Genomic DNA, 19331 nt, shown 5'->3' on the forward strand with positions numbered 1-19331 from the left:
GCATCGGTTTGACGAAAACCCGCTGTGTGATTTTCACCGGCGGGTTTTTTATTTTTCCGAACTTGAATTAAGATAATCTCTACTTTTCATCAACGGACTTTTGTATGGCTCAAGGCGGGACAATTCCCAAGTCGTTTATTGAATCGGTATTGGCGCGCGCTGATCTGGTTCAAGTGATTAATCAGCGCGTGCCTTTGAAGAAAGCCGGTGCGACTTATAAGGCTTGCTGTCCGTTTCATGATGAAAAAACGCCTTCCTTTAATGTAAATCCGCAAAAGCAGTTCTATCACTGCTTCGGCTGCGGTGCCAGCGGTGATGCAATCACCTTTTTGATGGAATATGACGGTCTGAGTTTTGTCGAGGCGGTGGAGACACTGGCCGCCATGTACGGTATGCCGGTACCGCGCGAGGAGTTGAGTCCGCAGAAACGTCAAGAAGAGCAACAGCGTCAGCAGAAGCAGCGGGATTTGTATGATGTTATGCAGATGGCAGCGCGTTTCTATCGTATGCAGTTACGTGACCATCCCCAGTCTGAGCAAGCAAAGAGTTATCTGAAGAAGCGCGGATTAACGTCGGAAATAGCCAAAGAATTCAAAATCGGTTACGCGCCTCCGGGGTGGGATAGTTTGCTCAAGGGGTTGAAAGCGGATGCTTCGTTACAGAAGCAGCTGGTCGAAGCAGGAATGCTGGTGCAGAAAGAGGGCGGAAAGATTTATGACCGTTTCCGTGAACGCATCATGTTTCCGATTCGCGACGGCCGAGGGCGTTATATCGCTTTTGGAGGGCGTATTCTGGATCAAGGGCAGCCAAAATATTTGAACTCGCCGGAGACGCCGATTTTCCACAAAAGCAGTACGTTGTATGGCTTGTACGAAATGCGTCAGTCGCGTGTGCCAGTCGAGCGCATTCTGGTGGTTGAGGGTTATATGGATGTCGTGGCCTTGGCGCAGTTTGGAATTCGTAATGCGGTCGCTACGTTGGGGACGGCCACAACCCAGGAGCATCTGGAGCTGCTGTTTCGTCAGGTCAATGAAGTAGTGTTCTGTTTTGATGGTGACGAGGCAGGTGTTAAGGCGGCCTGGAAAGCTCTGGATATTGCTTTACCGATGATGGAAGGTCAGAGGGTGGCGAAGTTTTTATTTTTGCCGCTCGGAGAAGATCCGGATTCGATGGTGCGCAAGGAAGGCGTTGAGGCGTTCGAGAGACGAATTGATCAGGCGTATTTACTCTCCGACTTTCTGTTAAATGGCTTGCAGTCTCGTCTTGGTGGAGACGTGCAGAGTGTTGAGGGTGGGCAGCGATTTGTCGCTTTGGCGGAGCCTTATATTAAAAATGCACGGGGTGTGGTGCAAATCAAGCTCTTGGAAAGGGTGGCAGATCTGGTCGGTATGAAAGACTGGGTTTTAGGGCAGCAGATTGGTGTTCGTTCCGGGAGTTCGCAGAATCGCGGGCAAGCCAAAAAAGCGCGGCAGCAGACGGTTCCCATGCCCAAGGTTTTGAGTGTACCGTTAAAAATTGTTCGAGTGCTCTTGAAAAATCCGCAATGGAGTCAAATATTTTCTACAGGGCTTTTGCAAAATCTAAGTACCCAGAGCGAAAAGGATTATTTGCTTTTGGCGGAATTGCTCAAGCGCATGCAGGCTCAGTCGATAACTTCTCAGGATCTCAGTCAAGTGGACGGGGTCTTTAAGCAATTTGGTATGGATGTGTTTTTACCTCTGATTGTGGCTTCGGATTTGCCGGATGATGAAACTTTCTTAATTAACGAGTTGAAAGAGTTGTCATTGTTGCTGGCCAGGCAGTTGGATGAAATTCGTCTGGGTTCTCAGGGGTGGAACGAACAGGAAATGGGGCGTCTGACGGAAATAAAGAAAACGAAATAAACGTCAGTTTGAATGAAACCTGAGAATAATTAAATCACACATTCTAAATATTTGAAAAATTTGATATAATAGCGAGTTCGGTTTTTCCAAGGTGGCTAGAAAAGGCTCCGGATTAACCCCTTTCTCGTTTTATTGTAAATTACAGTCGGGACAAAGCATGACCAAAGTCGAAAGAAAACAGCAGTTAATAGATTTGATTGAGCGCGCGAAGGAGTTGGGTTATCTCACTTACGCCGATGTAAATGATGTTTTGCCGGATGATATTGAAGAAGATCAGCTTGGGCAAGTATTAACCATTCTTAAAGACTTTGGTATTCGTCTATTTGACAGCCCGCCGGATGAAGATGAGCTGATGGCCGATGATGGCGGCGCTTTTGATGACGCGGCGGCAGAGGCGGCGATTGCGGCTTTGGCGGAAGTGGACAGTGAATTCGGTCGCACTACCGATCCGGTTCGTATGTATATGCGTGAAATGGGGTCGGTTGACCTGTTGACCCGTCATGGCGAGATCGATATTGCCAAACGTATCGAATGGGGTATTCGCGACATGCTGGATGCCTTGGCTAAGTACCCGAACTTTGCAAAGAGTATTCTGGATGCTTTTGATCGAATGGATGATGGTGAAGGGAAAATCGCCGATGTAGTTCAAGGGTTTGTCCGACCTGAAGATCTGGTCGATGTGCCGGTTGAAGAGTTGTCTCCGGATAACGATAATAACGAGCCAAAAGAAGATGGTATCGATGAAGAGGAATTGGCTAAATTCCTCGATAAGCTCCGTGATTTGCAGAATAAAGCGCTGGGTCTTGAAAAAGAACTTGGTGGTGACGATCCTAAAGTATTGGCAATTCGAGAAGAAATTGTTGAGCACTTGAAAGGCGTTAAAATTTCTCCGCTTTTCTCAAATGCCTTGATTCGCGACATCAAAAACCGCATCAAATCTATTCGTGAGCAGGAGCGAGTGGTTGTAGATTTGGTTCAACGTCGTATTCGCGTTCCGCGAGCGCTTTTCCTTGAGCAGTTTGTAGGTCAGGAGACGGATTATACGTTAGTTGATCGTCTTAAAGAGAAGTGCCCGGACTTGGCTTCCAAGTTGGAAGATGCACGTAATGATGTTAAACGTGCACAGAAACGTTTGGCGATGATCGAGAAAGCGGAGCGCATGCCGATTGCTCTTTATAAAGAAGTGTATAAAGATCTGAGTAAGGCGGAAAGCAATACGCGCAAAGCGAAGCGCGAGATGATCGAGGCGAACTTGCGCCTGGTTATTTCGATTGCCAAAAAGTACACCAACCGCGGTTTGCAGTTCCTGGATCTGATTCAGGAAGGGAATATCGGTCTGATGAAAGCGGTGGATAAGTTTGAATATCGCCGTGGTTACAAGTTCTCAACCTATGCGACCTGGTGGATTCGTCAGGCCATTACCCGTTCGATTGCCGATCAGGCGCGCACCATTCGTATTCCGGTGCATATGATTGAGACGATTAATAAGTTGAATCGTATTCAGCGTCAATTGCTGCAGAAAATGGGGCGTGAGCCGACGCCTGAAGAGTTGGCGATTGAGATGGAGATGCCGGAAGATAAAATCCGTAAGGTTATGAAGATTGCTAAAGAGCCGATCTCAATGGAAACGCCGATCGGTGATGATGAAGATTCATCACTGGGTGATTTTATTGAGGATTCTAATATTCTTGCTCCGCAGGATGCTGCCGATGCAGAGGGTATGAGCGAGACTGTGCGCGAAATGTTGAATACTTTGACTCCTCGTGAAGCCAAAGTTTTGCGAATGCGTTTCGGTCTTAGCATGAATACTGACCACACTTTGGAAGAGGTTGGTAAGCAGTTTGATGTTACCCGTGAGCGTATTCGTCAGATTGAGGCTAAAGCGTTGCGTAAGCTTCGTCACCCAAGCCGTGCAGAACGCCTGAAGAGCTTCCTGGATTAAATTACTGGTTTTGCCCGGGCCGAAAAACCCGCAAGGCTTTTGTCTTGCGGGTTTTTTGTTTGTATTCAAATTGTTTTATGGCATTTGCTGGCGCGATGCAAAAAATGTTTTTAATGTTCCGGATTTTAAATCTGTATTAAAATTTCCTTTGAAATAGGATAGTCGCTATAATAGCGCGCAATCTATAGTATGCCTTGTTCAGGTGTATGTCTTTTTCGGGCCCTTAGCTCAGTTGGTTAGAGCATCCGACTCATAATCGGCAGGTCCACGGTTCAAGTCCGTGAGGGCCCACCATTTCAAAGCCTTTATTTATAAGCCTTGTAGCTATTTAAGAATAATTCTTAATTAGTCGATTTTTCTTCGGACTAACACGGGGCTAACAATTCATTTCACTAAATCGCCGCTTTCGTTAATAGCTTTATCAATTCCTTCTGCTGTTTCATGGCAGATTTGTGTCACTTGATTGACTGTCTGCTTAATAACCTCTATTACTTGTTTATCTAAGTTCAAATCTAGTGTTTCTATATGATCAGGCAAAGTTGAGGCGGTTTGAATAACGTGATGGCTTTGTCTGATTACTATTGCTTTGAGCAATTCTTTAGGGAGTAGCTGATTTAATAAATTTTCATTTTTGATTTCTAATGCCTCAGCTCTTAATCTGGTCAAACGTGTTTGTTCTATTTGGGCTTTAGTTGAATCTGTGCTGTGTTTGTTTTCGTTTTTAGCTGTTAAGTTTTGTAGGTAGCTCTGTACACACTCGGTTAAGTCATAACCTTTGTTTGGTGATCTTTTGGGTATTACTCCTTTTTGCTCAAGGTTATAGACTTGTCTAGTGCTTAGTCCAAGGTGTTCGGCTAACTGCTGTTGTGTTAATTCTGTGTCTAAACTCTGGTCGATTTTGATTGTCATTGCTTGTTCTCCCATTTGTTTCCCAGTTTTCTTTAATCGGTTGCTTGAATCGGAAAGAAATGCCTTTTTAAAAACTTCATAAGTAGAGAAATTTTGCGCCTCTATGTACCCTTTAAAGAAGCTTGCCTACAGGGGCCCTGAGGTTTGAGTCGTGATGTTCCGTAATCTTTGCTCTGTGCTGGCCGGAATCCTTTACCGCGTGTCTTTGCTAAATAAGAAGAGTGATAGATCATTTCGTTAAAACTGGCTTTGTCATCTACTTGGTGGAATCCTGCCAGTGTTACGTTAGTAAAGTAGCTTGATCGCTTGACGATGGGTTTAACTGTTGCCGCCATAGTTTCTTTAAACCAAACCTTTTGACCGTCTACTGCGACAAAGACATGGTAGTGCTGTTTTTTGACGTTCTCGACCTCTCGTACCCAGATGTATGCGGTGTTCTTTGCGCCAAATTTGCGCTCCAATAATTGAACCAAGCTCTTGCGAAATCCTGTCATCATTTTGTTGTCACTGGTGTAATAAGCGGTGCTTAGAATAATGTGCTGAACAAAAATGCGACCATGTAAAGAGAAGGCCGCATCGAACTGCTCAATAATGCGCGTCATTATTTCCGTGTAAATCGAATATTTAGTCTTGCCGCTTTTGCTTCGTGTTATCACCTCAAAAAATACGCCGTTATGCTCAAAGTGAGTTTCATCAGTTTGTTTCTTTCTATTGGTTAATTTTTTTCTACTTTTTCTCTTAGTGGGGTGGTTACAAATAGGGGATATTATTAAACTCCCCTTGTTTTTTACATCGGGAGCCTTGGGAAAAGCCCCGCTGGTTCTGGTCTGTGCTGAGTTTTGTGTGTCAAAACCGCGTGTGTCAAAACCGTTTGTGTGTTTTGTGTCAAAACCGCTTTTTTCAATACTTAATTTTTTGGTTAATTTTGTGCCCGTTTGAGTCACCCAGTTCGTGCTTCTGGTTTCATGGAATAGGGTAGCCGCGACAAAATCAGAAAAGCCAAGCGCACCGAAATTCAATGTGCCGCCGAACTGATTAAAATCACGCCCACCGATAAAGTGAGCGCGAGTCATAATTACCCCTTGATTAGTTTGTGAGAGGCCAATATTGCCTCCGCTTTCTGGTAATCGTCAGGGTGTAGGTAGTAGCGTTTAAAGCGTTTTTCTAGGTGCTTATCCCACACGGTAATAATGCGCAGTCCTTCAAATTCGCCACCTTTATTAAAATGGTTGCGGAAATAATGGTTGCCTTGAGGTTGTTTGCCGTAAGAGGCGTTTGTCGCGCCGTTACCGTATAGGCTTTGCTGATATAGATAGGCAAGGGCTTTAACGTGTTCTGGAATCTCCTGTTTCATGCCTTACCCTCCCCAGTGTGGAGCTGTACACGACTTTCGAGCCATGATTCAACGTCTGTTACGCGGTAAAGCACTTTGCGCCCTACTTTGATAAAGGGCAAGTTGTAGCGGCCTGTCATGCGCCAAGTAGCAAGTGTTCCAACTGTAACGCCGATTAACTCTGACACTTGTTCAGGTGTGTGGTATTTTGGGATTTTATTTCTCAAGTTCATGATTTTTTCCTTATATCAATTTATGGATATATGGAATTGCGCAAAACCATGTTGAGTAGATTAAAGATATTTAAGGCGGGGCGGCAGGGTCATTAAATAACTAATTATTGTCCCCTCTGTATTAGAGATCTTCTTCTTATTCTTTTATGCTTTTTTTCTACGCTGTCAGGCTCTATGTGGTGCGTTTTAGCGTAAACTTCATAAGCTTGGCTGTATGAACCTGTTGATTGTTTAAGTTCTTCGATTTCTTGAAGAAATAAATCGTCTTTGGTTTGAGGTTTTGAAGTGTGGTTAATTCTCGATTGTAATAGCTTGATTCTGTCGGCTTGGTTTTGTTTGGGACGGCCTTTGCCTTTTGATTTAATCTCGTTTATCTCTGTCAGCATTTCCTTGTCCATGAGTATTCTTGCCAGTTTGTGAATAGCTCTTATGCTTAGTTTTTTTATGCGGCCTTTTACTTTATTCCTTTCTTCATCACTGAGGGTTGGCATTGAGTAGTCTTCAAAGCTTATTGATTTGCCTCCGATCATTTTTAGTATTGCTTCTCCAGCTTCGGTCGGAGTGTTGTCAATCTCACTTTCCCCTAATAGCTCTAAAGCGTTAAATAAGTATTGTGCGGTAAGGGAGTCAATCTCTAATTTTTCAAATTCACTCTCTGGCATGGAGTGTAGTTCTTCTAGAAAGACTTGATACCCAAAAGGGTGTGAGCCTTTTTCATCAAAGTGTTCCATCAAGTTTAAAAACGCGCTTTTGTTGAATCCCATGAGAAAGTCTCCAAGCTCAAATACCCTTATGAGTTGGGTGGCGCGGTCAGGGGGGGGATCCCTTTTCGAGTGGCCGCTCTAGGCCGTGCCAATGTTGTGTCTAAAAGGTGGTGTATTTACCGCATTGTGTTGTTTTACCGTTGAAGTTTGCTCTCCAGTTTTCCAGCTCTTTTCTGGTTGTGAAGTAAGGCGATCTAAAGATTTGACCGTCTTTTTTAAAGTGAGCGCAATAGAACTCTGTTACTTCTTTTGTGTCAATTTGTTGTTGTGTGACGATTGCCATTGTTGTGCCTCCTTAAACGGCTTTGTTTTGATTTAGTAAGCGCATAATTAAGTGTTGTTTTTCCGCATCGCTAAGGTTTTTTACAAGCTCATTTAGTTTGCTGTCTGTATCTGTAATAGTGCGGCCTGCTTTTTCCAGATAAGTGTTAGTGATTCGTTGTGATGGCTCTCTGAGTTCATCCGCGTTCTGAATTATGTAACCTGCTGTTACATCATTGCTTAGGGCGTGGTTAGCCAATTGCTTTAGCAGATGGTCATTAAATCCAAGTCGAGCCCCTGTACTTAAAAAAGTTCTTCGTAGGTCGTGTGCTGTAATTTCTACACCTGTTTGTTCTAGCAGGTGGCGCAATGGCTTTTTGATATCTGATATATGTTTTTCGTTATTGGTTGCGCTAGGGAAGACGAATTGACTTCTTGTACTTAGCTTTTTGCGCCGCTTAAATACTTTTTCGCTTTCGCTGGTCATTGGTAGCCATAGTCGGCGACCGTTTTTGGTTTCAGTTAGGTAGAAGCGTTTGTATTTAATTTCGACCTGCTCCCATTTCATTGAAGCTGTTTCAGTTATTCGTGTGCCGTGATAGAAAAGAACTAGGGCTAGATCCGCACCTATTTGGTAGAAGGGGCGGGAGTCTGTTGCCAGCTCTTCAAACGTGTCTAAGAACGGTTTTATTTGATCGTCTTCTAGCTTTCTTGTTTTGCGCTCTAATCTGGTGAATTGTTTGTTTTTGCTGAGCTTTTTGACTGGATTCTCAAGAATAAGCGGGTTGCCGTTTAAATCCCTAATTTCATCCATTGCCATGTTAAAAATAGCTCTAAGTAAACGCATTGCCCTATCGGCTTCTGCTTGCGAGCGTTTAGCGTAGTCTTTGTGGATTTTAAGAATTTTGCTGTAGTCTATTTCTGTTATGGGGGTGTTGGCTAATGGTGACAGGACTAGGCGAAATGAAGAGCGATATCCTCGAACTGTTCGCGGCTTTAGTGCTTTCATTTGAAGGTAGAGCTCAAGCATTTCTGCGAGCGTTGCTTGCTTGGTGCGTTGAAACTTCTTTTTCTGATTGGGATTTATGCCTTCGGCGAAATCATCTTGCGCCGCACGGGCTTTCTTTCTGGCTTGCTCTATAGTGGTTTTGGGGTAGGTTCCCAATGAGACTTCTATTTGCTTGCCATTAATGCGCCCACCAACTTTAAAGGACTTTGCCCCGCCTTTATTTTTGATTCTGAGGTATAGGCCATTCGCTTTTTTGTGCGAGTCGTAATAGGTTCCTTTTTTTGAGATTGAGTCTAGTTCTTCAACTGTAAAAGGAAATTCATTCTTTTCTGCCATCTGTATATAGCCTGTTTAATGCTAAATTCGCTAAAAGCAGGTTTCGGACTAACATTTAAAACGAGCTTTCCGCATGTAGCCTGCGTTTGAGATCTGTTTCGGACTAACGCGGGGCTAACATTTACCATCTATTTTAAGCTATTTTGGGGTATTTACAAATATGCAGAGATACTAACTAAAATCCTTAATAAACAATAGGTTAGTGTGTAAATTGTTGATAAATAAAGTGATTAAAAAATAGGCAGATTTCAGACTCATAATCGGCAGGTCCCCAGTTCAAGTCTGGGAGGGCCCACCATTTCTTTTTGTCTTGTTTCTATTATTTTCGGCATTGTTCGCTACTTGATGCTTTTTCTGGCTAAATAGGCTAAAACTATTGCGTTAATTGATTTTTTTTACTTGTTGTTTTTGCTTAAACCTGCTAAAAAGTACAGGCTCTGTAAAATTTTTTACTTGGGTTTGCCGGCTGTTGGGAGGGGGGTAGTGTGTCGATTTTCTATATAAAGCTAGGTTTGGTCTGTCTGTCGCATAATAGTTATAGTATTGCCGGTGGGGCTGCATTTATATCTAAGAGTGCCTGTGACGGTCAATGGTTTAAGCTTCCAGGCGATGTCGCAATTGAAGATGCCGAATTTGAGTGGAACGGCGGGCGTTATTATTTTGTTGCCGACTGTACCGGTAAGCCAGACGGAGAAAGATCAGGAAAAATTCTGACCAAAGAGCTTGCGGTTAAAGTCTCAAATACCTCTTTTGATAAATTGATGGCGATTGCGATAGAAGCGCTGTTTAATGTTCAGCCGGATGTGTTTGAATCTAAAATGGCTTTGCCTTCAGCTTAAAAGCGGCATGATATTAAATAAAGCGAACGATAATTTGATATCGTTTTGAGCGTACTCTTACCAATATCCATCCTTCCGCAAACGTGTTTTTATCGATTTGCCTCTCTTCGTTTTTAAATCTCCTTGTACCTTCTTTTTGCATAGCAAATTCAATTACTTGAATATGAAATTATTCAAGAAAAGGATTGCGGTCTGCTTTGTGAGTTTGTATAATCGCGTGCTTAATTAATCCTTCCCCCTTATTGCCCGTTAAACAGTAAGTGGATTGAAACCGCCGGTTTGAGTCCTTTGGATTTGGATTACATTTATTTATTAGGAACAAATTATGAAAACATTTGTTGCAAAACCAGCTGAAATCAAACGTGACTGGTATGTTGTTGACGCTGAAGGTAAAACTTTAGGTCGTCTTGCAGCTGAAATCGCTGCTCGTCTTCGTGGTAAGCATAAGCCTGAGTACACTCCTCATGCAGATTGCGGCGACTACATTGTTGTTGTAAACGCGGAAAAAGTTGCTGTAACCGGTAACAAGCGTAAAAACAAAATGTATCACCACGTAACTGGTTATGTGGGTAACCTTAAATCTACCAACTTCGAGAAGTTGATGGATAAGGCGCCAAACCGTCCGATCGAGTTTGCGGTTAAAGGAATGTTGCCTCGCGGTCCTCTAGGTCGTGCAATGTTCAAAAAGCTAAAAGTGTATGCGGGTACTGAACACCCACATGCGGCTCAACAACCTAAAGCGCTTGATATTTAAGGGGTAGAAAGATGGCAACAGAACAATACTACGGAACAGGTCGTCGTAAGAACTCGGTAGCTCGTGTCTTCCTAAAAACAGGTTCAGGCAAGATGGTAGTAAACGGTCGTGATATCAATGAGTATTTCGCTCGTGAAACAGACCTAATGGTTATCAACCAGCCTCTTGAAGCGACTGAAAGCCTTGAGCAGTTTGATGCTTACATCACTGTTGTAGGTGGTGGTACAACTGGTCAAGCAGGTGCGGTACGTCACGGTCTTGCACGTGCACTGGTTGCATATAGCGAAGAAAACCGTTCTGCATTGCGTGCGCGTGGTCTATTGACTCGTGATGCACGTCAGGTTGAGCGTAAAAAAGTTGGTCTACGCAAAGCACGTCGTCGTCCACAGTTCTCAAAACGTTAATTGGTATTTTTACAACACCAATCGTTTTGTTTCAAAAACCCGCCTTGTGCGGGTTTTTTTATCGCTGCGATTTTTGTTTTTTGCGCTGGATCAAGTTTTAAAGGCCGATTGTGTTGCAAAAATACAACATAAGAGAACTTTGTTGTAAAAAGACAAAAAAAACTTGCAGCCGATTTTTGATCTGCCTATAGTTGCATCCAAGCAACACAAAGTGTGTGCCTTAACAAAACTAATTTAAGGAATTAAAAAATGAAAAAGAATGTTATTGCTCTAGCAATCGCTTCTGCAGTTGCAGCTCCTGTAGCTATGGCTGACGCGCCAACTCTTTTCGGTCAACTAAACGCTGGTATCGAAAGCACTACTGATAAAGGTACTACTGTAAACTCTTACGCTTCTCGCGTTGGTGTTAAAGGTTCTGAAGATCTAGGTAACGGCCTTAAAGCAGTTTACCACCTAGAGTGGCAGATCGATGTAGCTGGTGGTAAAGGTGCAACTGCATCTGAAGATCTAGGCGCTCGTAACGCTGTAGTTGGTGTTGCTGGTGGTTTTGGTACCGTTCTTCTTGGTCGTCACGACACTCCATTGAAAATGTCTCAAGCGAAAGACCTTTTCAACGACGGTGTTGCCGATATGGGTAAATCTAACATTACCGGTGGTCTAGGTATGTTAGGTAAAGGCGGAGAAGTTCGCGCTGCTAACGTTATCGCTTACGTTTCTCCATCTTTCGCAGGTATCTCTCTTGTAGCGGCTGGCGTATCTCCTGAAGGTGTAACTGGTGAAGATGTTAAGCTAACTGATGCGTATTCTGTTGCTCTTATGTACGGTTCGCAGAAAGAAGGTCTATACCTATCAGCTGCTTACAACAATTATGGTAGTGACATGATGAACGCTCTTGGTGCAACTGCAACTCCTGCTGTAACTGGTTTGGATGATGCTACTGAAATGCGTATCTCTGCTCAGTACGCTGCTGGTGGTTTGATTGCTAATGTTACTTATCAAGATTTCCAAGATACGGGTACTTTTAACGATGCTGATGAGCTTGTTGCTACCGAAGGTTCTAACATCCAAGCACAGGTTGGTTACAAAATGGGCAAACTTATGCCTAAGTTGAAGTACTCTACAACTGACTTCGATGCAGCTGGTGCTGACGATGGTTCTGCTTACGCAATCGGTCTTGACTATGCTCTAGGTAAGAAAACTAAAGGTTATATCGAGTACATGAACTCTGATTCAGATATGAATGGTTCAGGTGACGATATTACTTCAACTGTAGTTGGTCTTCTGCACAAGTTCTAATTTAATTGCTGACATTCGTCAGTTTAAATTAGCTTGATGAAAACCCGCGTAGTTCGCTATGCGGGTTTTTTTTTATTTTTTACTGTTTTTCGTTAATGGTTTTTTTGCGGTTTGATACACAGTTTGTTGTTCTCTGTCACTAGGAGATTGTAACGGGTCTATGGATGACTATTTCTGCTGCCAATGGTATTAAGCCAAAAAAACAACAATGCCGGATAGAGTGTTTGTCAACTAAGTTCAATAACAGTGATTTTTGCTTCCTAATTACTGTTTTCTCTGTGAATAATTCTTAATAAATATCATTAATCATTCAGGTGACAGTTTATCAGGGTCGATTTGTTGCGTAAGTGCAACATATTTAAACTTTGCAGTAATAAAATATAAACAAACTTGTTCCCGGTTTATGAAGTGTCTATAGTTTCTGTTGAATAAGATGAAATATGTGCTCCTGCACAACTTTATTTAAAGGATTAAAAATGAAAAAGAATGTTATTGCTCTAGCAATTGCTTCTGCAGTTGCAGCTCCTGTAGCTATGGCTGACGCGCCTACTCTTTTCGGTCAACTAAACGCTGGTATCGAAAATACTACTGATAAAGGGACTACTGTTAACTCTTACGCTTCTCGCGTTGGTGTTAAAGGTTCTGAAGATCTAGGTAATGGCCTTAAAGCCGTTTATCACCTTGAGTGGGGGGTTGATATTGCTGGTGGTAAGGGAGCAACGGCATCTGAATCTCTAAGTGCTCGTAATGCAGTTGTGGGTCTTGCCGGTGGTTTTGGTACGGTTCTTCTTGGTCGACATGATACGCCATTGAAAATGTCTCAAGCGAAAGACCTTTTCAATGATGGTGTTGCGGATATGGGTAAACCAGCAATCACCGGTGGTCTGGGTGTTGGCGAGGCTGGCGGGGAAGTTCGCGCAGCTAATGTTCTTGCTTATGTTTCACCGACTTTTGCAGGGATTTCTCTTGTTGCAGCGGGTGTTTCGCCTGATATGGATCTTGATCAAAACTTAGAAGTGGTAGATTCGAATACTGAAGAAGCGAACCTTGATGATGCTTACTCTATCGCTCTGATGTACGGTTCTAAGAAGGAAGGTTTGTACTTGTCTGCGGCCTACAATAATTATAATATTGAAAAATTAGGTGATCCTGGTGCAGCGGGAATGGATGATGCTACTGAGCTGCGTATCTCTGCACAGTACGCTGCTGCCGGCCTGATCGCAAACCTTGCATGGCAAGAGTTTAAAGAAACTGACGAAGATGGTACGAATATTCAGGCTCAGGTAGGGTATAAAATGGGGAAATTTATGCCTAAGTTGAAGTACTCGACAAGTGATTTCGATCATCCTGGAGCTGATGATGGGACCGCTTATGCGATTGGTCTTGATTATTCTCTAGGTAAGAAAACCAAGGCTTACATCGAGTATATGAACTCTGATGAAAACATGCAGGCAGCAGTAACAGACGGCGCATCTAATGATGAAGTGACTTCTACTGTTGTAGGTATTGTTCACAAGTTTTAATTTAAATACTGGCTTGGTTAGTCTAAGCCAGTTTGAATTAGCTTGAAAGAAACCTGTATAGCTCGCTATGCGGGTTTTTTTGTTTTTATTGTATATTCTCCCTTCAATTCTGTCTCAGTTGCCCTACCTGTTTTTATTTCTTTATTCATTGATCGTTACTTTGTTCGTTACTTTCGCGCGAAATAATTTTTCACCCTGTTTGCGTTTCTTAATGAACCATCGTTACCACAGTAGTTTTAATAAGCTTTATTTTGAAATTGTTGTGTTTCCGCAGAGTATTTACGTGCTTTATTAATTAACTTGTTATTATCTTTATCGCGTTTATAAATGTGTTAAATGCTCTTTAGTTTTTATAAATGAATACATAAGTACTTGATGATTGCCTGTTGCCCATGCTATAAATACATATGTGTTTTTTTTACATATATAAGGCGTTGGTTGTGTGTGGTGTAACTAGACAGCAGGGTTATAGTGTTTTATTACTACTAACGATTCTCGCTTTGGTCGCGTCATTGTGGGTCAGCAGTCGATTTTCCAGTTTAAGCAGTTATTTTGAATCGCAGCAATTGCAGTCGCAAATGAATCAACTGGAACATGTAAAACAACGTTTGCTGAACTTTGCCGTTTTACATCCGGAAATTTACCAAACCAATAGCGCTTCTCAGCTGCAGGATGCTGCCAATATTCCTTCTATTGGCTATTTTCCATGTCCTGATCTGGATGGAGATGGTTTTTTATTGGGTGCGGAAACAACGTGTGGAAACCCTTATTTGCCACTGTCCGCTTACCCTGATCAGACAGGTTTTGTGCCTGACCCACTCAATAATTCAGGCGCTGAAAATTGTAATGGGACGGGGTACTGTATGGGGTTTGTTCCGCAGAAAATCAGTAGCCGCGAATTTTATTTCGCCCCTGCACAGCGTTTTTATTATGTTCTTGATGAACGTTTCAGTTTCCAGAATCCCAATTATGTAAACAACGGCGTAATGCGTTTTGCGCCTTTGAATCCGCAGGTGTTTGAGACTGGGGAAATGCCGAGGTTAAATTTAAATGGTGTCGGCGGATATGTGTTTTTGATTATTGATGCGGGATCAGATGGTTTGTCGGCGGAAAATGCAAATGGTGATCACTATTTTGTAAACCAGTCGAATGGACTTGTTTACAGCGAGACGGATGACAGGGTTGTCGGAGTCACTTTTAGCGAATGGAAAAGGTTGATGCAAATTCGTAGTTGTCGTCAGCTCTCGCGTCTTAATGGTGTTGGTCCAAAATATACGGAAATTGATCCTCTTTTACCGCACTGGATGAATGCTTATCAGCCGCTGACCAATGCGGTAGGGGCTGATTGGAGGCAACAGTGCCATGACTAAGCGTAATCAAGGATTTTCTCTGGTTGAGTTGAGTGTAGCGTTGTTGATATTGTCCTTGTTGACGGTATTTGTTGCCAAGGTTTTTAAATTTGACGCTGATGCAACGGCGCCGCGCAAGGAGGCGCGAAATCAGCGTGCGCTTCAAGAGAGTATTGATGCTTATCTGCGCGTTAACTTGTATTTACCTTGTCCGGATATTGACGGCGATGGCCGGGAAGATCGACAAATGTTGTCTGGTGTATCCGTTTGTCGCGCTCGAGAGGGTTTGTTACCTTTTCTGGATTTTAATAGCCCGGGTACGGATGCTTGGGGTCACTCTTATTACTATCGAGTTCATCAGAGAGCTCAAAGCGCTGCATATGTTAATCAGGCGTGTCAACCGGCGAGCGTTTTTGGAAGTCAGGGTGTGCGAGGACTTGAGGATCTGTGGTTGTGCCCGTCGTCGAATAATTTCTATTGTGCGGACATTTCCGGGAGTTCAAATTGCAATGATGTCTGCGATGAGGCATGTACTAACACGCTTGATCCAAGGCCGCAACCTTTCGCTCACATTGATTCTTCTTACCTGGCGCCATATTTTCATCTTAATACTCCGCCATATGGTACGAGAACCGGTGCGTTTAACCTGAATGTATATGATCCGAACGGTGTTAAAGTGGAAGAGGGTGTGGTTGCCGTTGTGATTTCTTGGGGAGCGAATGGTGACGCGGTGAATTCTGTCAGCTGTGGCGGAGTTTCTTCTGAAGAATTGGAAAACTGTGATTCTGATAGAGATTTTGTTTATTTTCCTTCTGGAAAGGGTAAGGATTACCTGCAGTGGATTACCGTTAATCAGGCAAAAATGGCGTTGATAAAACGGCACGCCTTCGAGTAAAAAAGTCGAAAACTTAAAGTATGATAAGTTTTCGAATATTTAGCTTTTCGCCCTAATAGACTATACTTGATGTAAGGAAATTAAGCCTGAACGGATTAAGTATGTCTCTATTCTCTTCCCAAAGTTCCACGAAGCCCGTCGCAAAAAGGCAGTCGGGAATTGCGGTTATGTTGTTTGTTGTGGTTATTGCCATAATTGCAGGTTTATGGCTGTCTTCCAAGCAAGGAACCATTATTGGGAATTTCAAAAATAAGGCGATTGAGAAAGATTTTATCGAAATAAGGGCAGCCAAACAGCGTCTGCTGCAGTTTGCTTTGCTGACACCTGAACTTTACTACGGTGTCGATGTTAGTGCAGGGACTAACGGAGTCAAGCCTCCTTTGGGTCCGGGATACTTTCCTTGTCCGGATAATGCTGACGGTACAGGGGGGGATGGAATTGCTGATTGGGTGGACGGCTGCAGTGCTGGTGGTGGCGGTATGATGCTGAGTGGAGTTCTACCTCGTTTAGCCTATGACCCAGTTAATCCTGCCGCTCCTGTAAAGCCGTTTTTTGCTTTTGCCGAAGAGGGACGGTATTTGTATTACGTTGATAAGCGGTACGTTTTTCCAAGTAGGGATTACGGAGATGATCCGTTGACGCCAATAAATGAGACTGGTCTCTATGTTCCTTTGACGCCGATTAAAATCGAAGATCCTATCGATCCTGATAATGCGGGTGTCGGAGTCGGCGCTTTGTCCTTGAACGGTGCAGATGGATTTATCGCTGTTGTGATTGATTTGGGTAGTGATGGCGTTGCCAGTGATTTTTATGTTGATGGTACCGATTTCCGCTATCCGGCAGATCCGGTATCGGGACTGAATAAGGTGATGGATACCGATGACCCGAGAACGGATAAACTCGTTGCGATCAGTTATGAACAGGACTGGCTTCAGCTGTTTGCGCGCCGTATTTGCCGAGAAAACGCCAAATACACCAATGATTACGATAACTATATCGATAATGATGGTGACGGTAATACGGATCCGGTTTATACCGGATATGATGGAACAAAAAATGTGGATATCTGGAAGTTAGAGCCGAGTTGGTTCTATTGGGAAGAATCTCCGAAAGGTTGGTATGAATGGAGTTCGATATGCCCATGAATAAGCGTTTAATTAAAGGATTTTCGCTGCTTGAAATGGCGATCGCGCTGGTAGTGTTAGGGATATTGATCATGTCTTTTAACACTGTTTTTAAGCTGGTTTTTGATACCGATCATCGCGTGCAGCAGATTTATGAAAGCCAGAAAGTTCAGGATGCTTTGGAAACCTTTCTTGCAGTAAATTCACGACTTCCATGTCCGGATACAGATGATGACGGTTATGAGGAATTTAATGGCCTGGTCTGTAGCAGTGCAGAGGGTGGTTTGCCTTATAATGAATTAGGTATCAAAGAGTGGGATGCGTGGGGGAATTTGTATTTTTACAGAATTATCTCTTCTGCGGCTAATCCAGCGGGTTATACCAATCAAGTTTGTCATGCTGCCAGTGTGTTTGGCGTTTCCGGTGCGATTGATTCTACGGATCTTAAGATATGTACCAGCACAAATGAAGTTGTATGTGATGCGACACCAGATTCTGCGCTTTGTAATGGAGGTTCGTGGGATGCAGCGACTGTGAATGGGGATTATCCTCCATATTTCTCAATCTATACGCCTCCTGCTAATGATGCCTTGACGGTGACGGCCGATAACGGGGATATTGAGGATTCCAACGTAGTTGCTGTAGCGATTTCTTGGGGAGCGAATGGAGACGAGGCTTATTATTACAATGCGGCAAATAAGCAATGTCCTGGTTCGCTGTCTGCGAATGAGCAGGAAAATTGTGACGGTACTAACACGACATTCGTCAAGACAACGATCGGCTTGGACAGAGATTATGTCATTCCCATTACCCTGGACCAGGCTAAAAAAGCAGTGATTGCTTCAAGGAGATTCAAATGAATATTCCCACATCTTATCGAAAATATTCTGGTTTCACTTTAGTTGAAATCGCCATTGTTTTATTAATTGTCGGTCTGGTATTTGGTGCAGGGATTACGACTCTGGGTGCTTATCTTGATAATGCCAAGCAAAATCATACTATGAATAACCTGAAATTGACTAAGCGCGCCATGCTCGATTATGTCATGGTCAATTTCTATATGCCGTGTCCGGATACGGACGCCAACCCGGATGGACGGGAAAACCGTAACGCTGACGGAACTTGCGCAGGAGCTGAGGGTTGGGTGCCATATGATGATATCGGTCGTGCTCGTGCTGATGCCAGTGACGATTATGGCAATGTTTTTGCGTACGGTGTGACGCGAGACGTGACTCAGTATACGGAGATGGTTTCTATCGAAGGTTCCGTGAAGGAAGAAATGTATGGGAAATATGAACCGAGCTACTTCGCCAATCAGTTGATTACCACTGATGCGAATGATAATAAACCATCAACAGCAAGAATCAGTATTACGTTGCCGTTTTTTGGTTTGGATACTCGACCAACTGACAAGGTGGATGGTACAGCAGGTAAAAACTATACTGTCTGTAAAAAGTCGGCTCCGGACTGTATAGCGCCTACGGCGGACGAAATTGAGGTAGAGGATATTCCGGCTGTTATTGTTGCTTTTAACGAAAACGGGTCAGGGGGCATTTCGCTTTCAAGTTGTAATGGTCTGAATTGGAGTGCAAAGGATTTTGAGAACTGTAATGGCGACATGTTCCTGTTAAAACAATATTTCGATGATGACGAGTATGATGATCAGATCGCTACCATTTCCGCCTACGAGATCAAGCAGCAGGTACTTGACCGCTTAAGCGGTTTTACCTTGGAAAACGAGGGGCCTGATTATGGCGGTTATGAGGTTATTTATCTGCGAAATGTTGATAATGCCAATGACTTGAACGTGGGAACCGGGGAAGATAATTCATTCTATATTGGTGCCAAACAGGATGAGGAAGGTAATGTTCTTCTGGATGCAAACGGTGATCCGATTGAAGCGGGCGACCTGTCTGCGGTTGTTAACCTGAAAGACGGTGATGACCGACTTTACCTTGAAGGTAGCGTTGTTGAAGGAGGTAATGCGGACTTGAATGAAGGTGATGACCGCTTGACGGTCGAAGGATCAATTATCGGTGTGGTGACCATGGGGATCGGTTCGGATATTGCTCTGATTGAAGGCGGTGTCAGCGGCCTGTTCGATGCCGGGGACGGTAACGATACCATTGATATTTACGGCACTATTTCAGATGGTGCTTTGGTTTCCTCGGGTGGTAAGGATAACAAAGAGAGTGATAACGATACTTTGACATTCCACGGCAATACCATGGATGGTGAGATTGTCATGGGTGATGGTAACGACACTATGCGTTTTACGGCAACAGTGGATAATCTCAGCTTCGGTGCCAATGCGCTTGTTGACGGTGAGTCTGGAAATAACACCTTGGAAGTTGAAGGAATGAGTGTTGCGGACTTTGAAGCGTTAATTAATGAAGACGCCTCCGATGATGTCGGCGTTTTCCGCAATTTCAGTGCGATTCAAATAAAAGATTAAAAATCTTGCAAGAGACTGATAA

At 43.4% G+C, this 19331-nt stretch carries 19 protein-coding genes and 1 tRNA gene; 13 read left to right on the forward strand and 7 right to left on the reverse strand.

All coding sequences use genetic code 11. The features are described from left to right. Positions 1-104: 104 nt before the first annotated feature. The 3 genes from dnaG to HQN79_RS02560 all read left to right on the forward strand — a co-directional run bounded on the left by dnaG (position 105) and on the right by HQN79_RS02560 (position 4119). On the forward strand, positions 105-1883 hold the full coding sequence (dnaG, locus tag HQN79_RS02550; protein WP_173284130.1) for a DNA primase: 1779 nt from the start codon (positions 105-107) through the stop codon (positions 1881-1883). Between the two features lie 157 nt (positions 1884-2040). After that, entirely contained in the window at positions 2041-3825 is a 1785-nt protein-coding gene (gene rpoD, locus HQN79_RS02555) for an RNA polymerase sigma factor RpoD (RefSeq protein ID WP_173284131.1), read from the forward strand. Between the two features lie 217 nt (positions 3826-4042). Continuing rightward, positions 4043-4119, forward strand: a tRNA-Ile gene (locus HQN79_RS02560). 90 nt (positions 4120-4209) lie between these two features. Here HQN79_RS02560 and HQN79_RS02565 read toward each other — a convergent pair. From HQN79_RS02565 to HQN79_RS02595, 7 genes are all read right to left on the reverse strand, one after another. Then, positions 4210-4734 (reverse strand): hypothetical protein, encoded by a 525-nt coding sequence (locus tag HQN79_RS02565; protein WP_173284132.1) that lies wholly within the window; start codon positions 4732-4734, stop codon positions 4210-4212. 101 nt (positions 4735-4835) lie between these two features. After that, the gene (locus HQN79_RS02570; protein ID WP_173284133.1) at positions 4836-5807 is read right to left on the reverse strand and encodes a YagK/YfjJ domain-containing protein; all 972 of its coding nucleotides are present in this window, start codon (positions 5805-5807) and stop codon (positions 4836-4838) included. 2 nt (positions 5808-5809) lie between these two features. Then, complete coding sequence (locus tag HQN79_RS02575; protein ID WP_173284134.1) at positions 5810-6088, reverse strand: hypothetical protein; 279 nt, start codon at positions 6086-6088, stop codon at positions 5810-5812. Continuing rightward, positions 6085-6300, reverse strand: a complete 216-nt coding sequence (locus HQN79_RS12185) for a helix-turn-helix domain-containing protein (RefSeq protein WP_173284135.1) — start codon at positions 6298-6300, stop codon at positions 6085-6087. Before HQN79_RS12185 ends, HQN79_RS02575 begins: the two co-directional genes overlap by 4 nt. Positions 6301-6404: 104 nt before the next feature. Next, on the reverse strand, positions 6405-7064 hold the full coding sequence (locus HQN79_RS02585; protein ID WP_173284136.1) for a hypothetical protein: 660 nt from the start codon (positions 7062-7064) through the stop codon (positions 6405-6407). Between the two features lie 100 nt (positions 7065-7164). After that, entirely contained in the window at positions 7165-7347 is a 183-nt protein-coding gene (locus HQN79_RS02590; protein ID WP_173284137.1) for a hypothetical protein, read from the reverse strand. A gap of 12 nt (positions 7348-7359) precedes the next feature. Further along, on the reverse strand, positions 7360-8670 hold the full coding sequence (locus HQN79_RS02595; RefSeq protein WP_173284138.1) for a tyrosine-type recombinase/integrase: 1311 nt from the start codon (positions 8668-8670) through the stop codon (positions 7360-7362). A gap of 485 nt (positions 8671-9155) precedes the next feature. Here HQN79_RS02595 and HQN79_RS02600 point away from each other — a divergent pair, with 485 nt between their 5' ends. The 10 genes from HQN79_RS02600 to HQN79_RS02645 all read left to right on the forward strand — a co-directional run bounded on the left by HQN79_RS02600 (position 9156) and on the right by HQN79_RS02645 (position 19309). Beyond that, on the forward strand, positions 9156-9509 hold the full coding sequence (locus tag HQN79_RS02600) for a hypothetical protein (protein WP_173284139.1): 354 nt from the start codon (positions 9156-9158) through the stop codon (positions 9507-9509). Between the two features lie 325 nt (positions 9510-9834). Next, a complete protein-coding gene (gene rplM, locus HQN79_RS02605) occupies positions 9835-10263 on the forward strand; it encodes a 50S ribosomal protein L13 (protein ID WP_173284140.1) in 429 nt (142 codons plus the stop codon). Between the two features lie 11 nt (positions 10264-10274). Next, on the forward strand, positions 10275-10667 hold the full coding sequence (gene rpsI, locus HQN79_RS02610) for a 30S ribosomal protein S9 (protein ID WP_173284141.1): 393 nt from the start codon (positions 10275-10277) through the stop codon (positions 10665-10667). Positions 10668-10916: 249 nt separating this feature from the next. Further along, the gene (locus tag HQN79_RS02615; RefSeq protein WP_173284142.1) at positions 10917-11963 is read left to right on the forward strand and encodes a porin; all 1047 of its coding nucleotides are present in this window, start codon (positions 10917-10919) and stop codon (positions 11961-11963) included. Between the two features lie 476 nt (positions 11964-12439). Continuing rightward, complete coding sequence (locus tag HQN79_RS02620; RefSeq protein WP_173284143.1) at positions 12440-13486, forward strand: porin; 1047 nt, start codon at positions 12440-12442, stop codon at positions 13484-13486. 578 nt (positions 13487-14064) lie between these two features. Next, positions 14065-14856, forward strand: a complete 792-nt coding sequence (locus tag HQN79_RS02625; RefSeq protein WP_173284144.1) for a hypothetical protein — start codon at positions 14065-14067, stop codon at positions 14854-14856. Continuing rightward, positions 14849-15730: a type II secretion system protein gene (locus tag HQN79_RS02630; protein WP_173284145.1), complete on the forward strand. Its 882-nt coding sequence runs from the start codon at positions 14849-14851 to the stop codon at positions 15728-15730. Before HQN79_RS02625 ends, HQN79_RS02630 begins: the two co-directional genes overlap by 8 nt. A gap of 167 nt (positions 15731-15897) precedes the next feature. After that, the gene (locus HQN79_RS02635) at positions 15898-16875 is read left to right on the forward strand and encodes a hypothetical protein (protein WP_173284146.1); all 978 of its coding nucleotides are present in this window, start codon (positions 15898-15900) and stop codon (positions 16873-16875) included. Continuing rightward, entirely contained in the window at positions 16872-17714 is an 843-nt protein-coding gene (locus tag HQN79_RS02640) for a type II secretion system protein (protein WP_173284147.1), read from the forward strand. The genes HQN79_RS02635 and HQN79_RS02640 overlap by 4 nt, the downstream gene beginning before the upstream one ends. Continuing rightward, positions 17711-19309 carry a type II secretion system protein gene (locus HQN79_RS02645; RefSeq protein ID WP_173284148.1) on the forward strand — a complete coding sequence of 533 codons (1599 nt, stop codon included), beginning with the start codon at positions 17711-17713 and terminating at the stop codon, positions 19307-19309. The genes HQN79_RS02640 and HQN79_RS02645 overlap by 4 nt, the downstream gene beginning before the upstream one ends. The last annotated feature ends 22 nt before the right edge of the window (positions 19310-19331 follow it).

It is taken from the genome of Thiomicrorhabdus xiamenensis, from assembly GCF_013282625.1.
Taxonomy (GTDB): domain Bacteria; phylum Pseudomonadota; class Gammaproteobacteria; order Thiomicrospirales; family Thiomicrospiraceae; genus Thiomicrorhabdus; species Thiomicrorhabdus xiamenensis.

Bases quoted from the DNA above. Each gene is read 5' to 3' on its own strand.
- dnaG (WP_173284130.1), top strand. From the start codon at position 105: ATGGCTCAAGGCGGGACAATTCCCAAGTCGTTTATTGAATCGGTATTG.
- rpoD (WP_173284131.1), top strand. From the start codon at position 2,041: ATGACCAAAGTCGAAAGAAAACAGCAGTTAATAGATTTGATTGAGCGC.
- HQN79_RS02565 (WP_173284132.1), bottom strand. From the start codon at position 4,734: ATGACAATCAAAATCGACCAGAGTTTAGACACAGAATTAACACAACAG.
- HQN79_RS02570 (WP_173284133.1), bottom strand. From the start codon at position 5,807: ATGACTCGCGCTCACTTTATCGGTGGGCGTGATTTTAATCAGTTCGGC.
- HQN79_RS02575 (WP_173284134.1), bottom strand. From the start codon at position 6,088: ATGAAACAGGAGATTCCAGAACACGTTAAAGCCCTTGCCTATCTATAT.
- HQN79_RS12185 (WP_173284135.1), bottom strand. From the start codon at position 6,300: ATGAACTTGAGAAATAAAATCCCAAAATACCACACACCTGAACAAGTG.
- HQN79_RS02585 (WP_173284136.1), bottom strand. From the start codon at position 7,064: ATGGGATTCAACAAAAGCGCGTTTTTAAACTTGATGGAACACTTTGAT.
- HQN79_RS02590 (WP_173284137.1), bottom strand. From the start codon at position 7,347: ATGGCAATCGTCACACAACAACAAATTGACACAAAAGAAGTAACAGAG.
- HQN79_RS02595 (WP_173284138.1), bottom strand. From the start codon at position 8,670: ATGGCAGAAAAGAATGAATTTCCTTTTACAGTTGAAGAACTAGACTCA.
- rplM (WP_173284140.1), top strand. From the start codon at position 9,835: ATGAAAACATTTGTTGCAAAACCAGCTGAAATCAAACGTGACTGGTAT.
- rpsI (WP_173284141.1), top strand. From the start codon at position 10,275: ATGGCAACAGAACAATACTACGGAACAGGTCGTCGTAAGAACTCGGTA.
- HQN79_RS02615 (WP_173284142.1), top strand. From the start codon at position 10,917: ATGAAAAAGAATGTTATTGCTCTAGCAATCGCTTCTGCAGTTGCAGCT.
- HQN79_RS02620 (WP_173284143.1), top strand. From the start codon at position 12,440: ATGAAAAAGAATGTTATTGCTCTAGCAATTGCTTCTGCAGTTGCAGCT.
- HQN79_RS02625 (WP_173284144.1), top strand. From the start codon at position 14,065: ATGAATCAACTGGAACATGTAAAACAACGTTTGCTGAACTTTGCCGTT.
- HQN79_RS02630 (WP_173284145.1), top strand. From the start codon at position 14,849: ATGACTAAGCGTAATCAAGGATTTTCTCTGGTTGAGTTGAGTGTAGCG.
- HQN79_RS02635 (WP_173284146.1), top strand. From the start codon at position 15,898: ATGTTGTTTGTTGTGGTTATTGCCATAATTGCAGGTTTATGGCTGTCT.
- HQN79_RS02640 (WP_173284147.1), top strand. From the start codon at position 16,872: ATGAATAAGCGTTTAATTAAAGGATTTTCGCTGCTTGAAATGGCGATC.
- HQN79_RS02645 (WP_173284148.1), top strand. From the start codon at position 17,711: ATGAATATTCCCACATCTTATCGAAAATATTCTGGTTTCACTTTAGTT.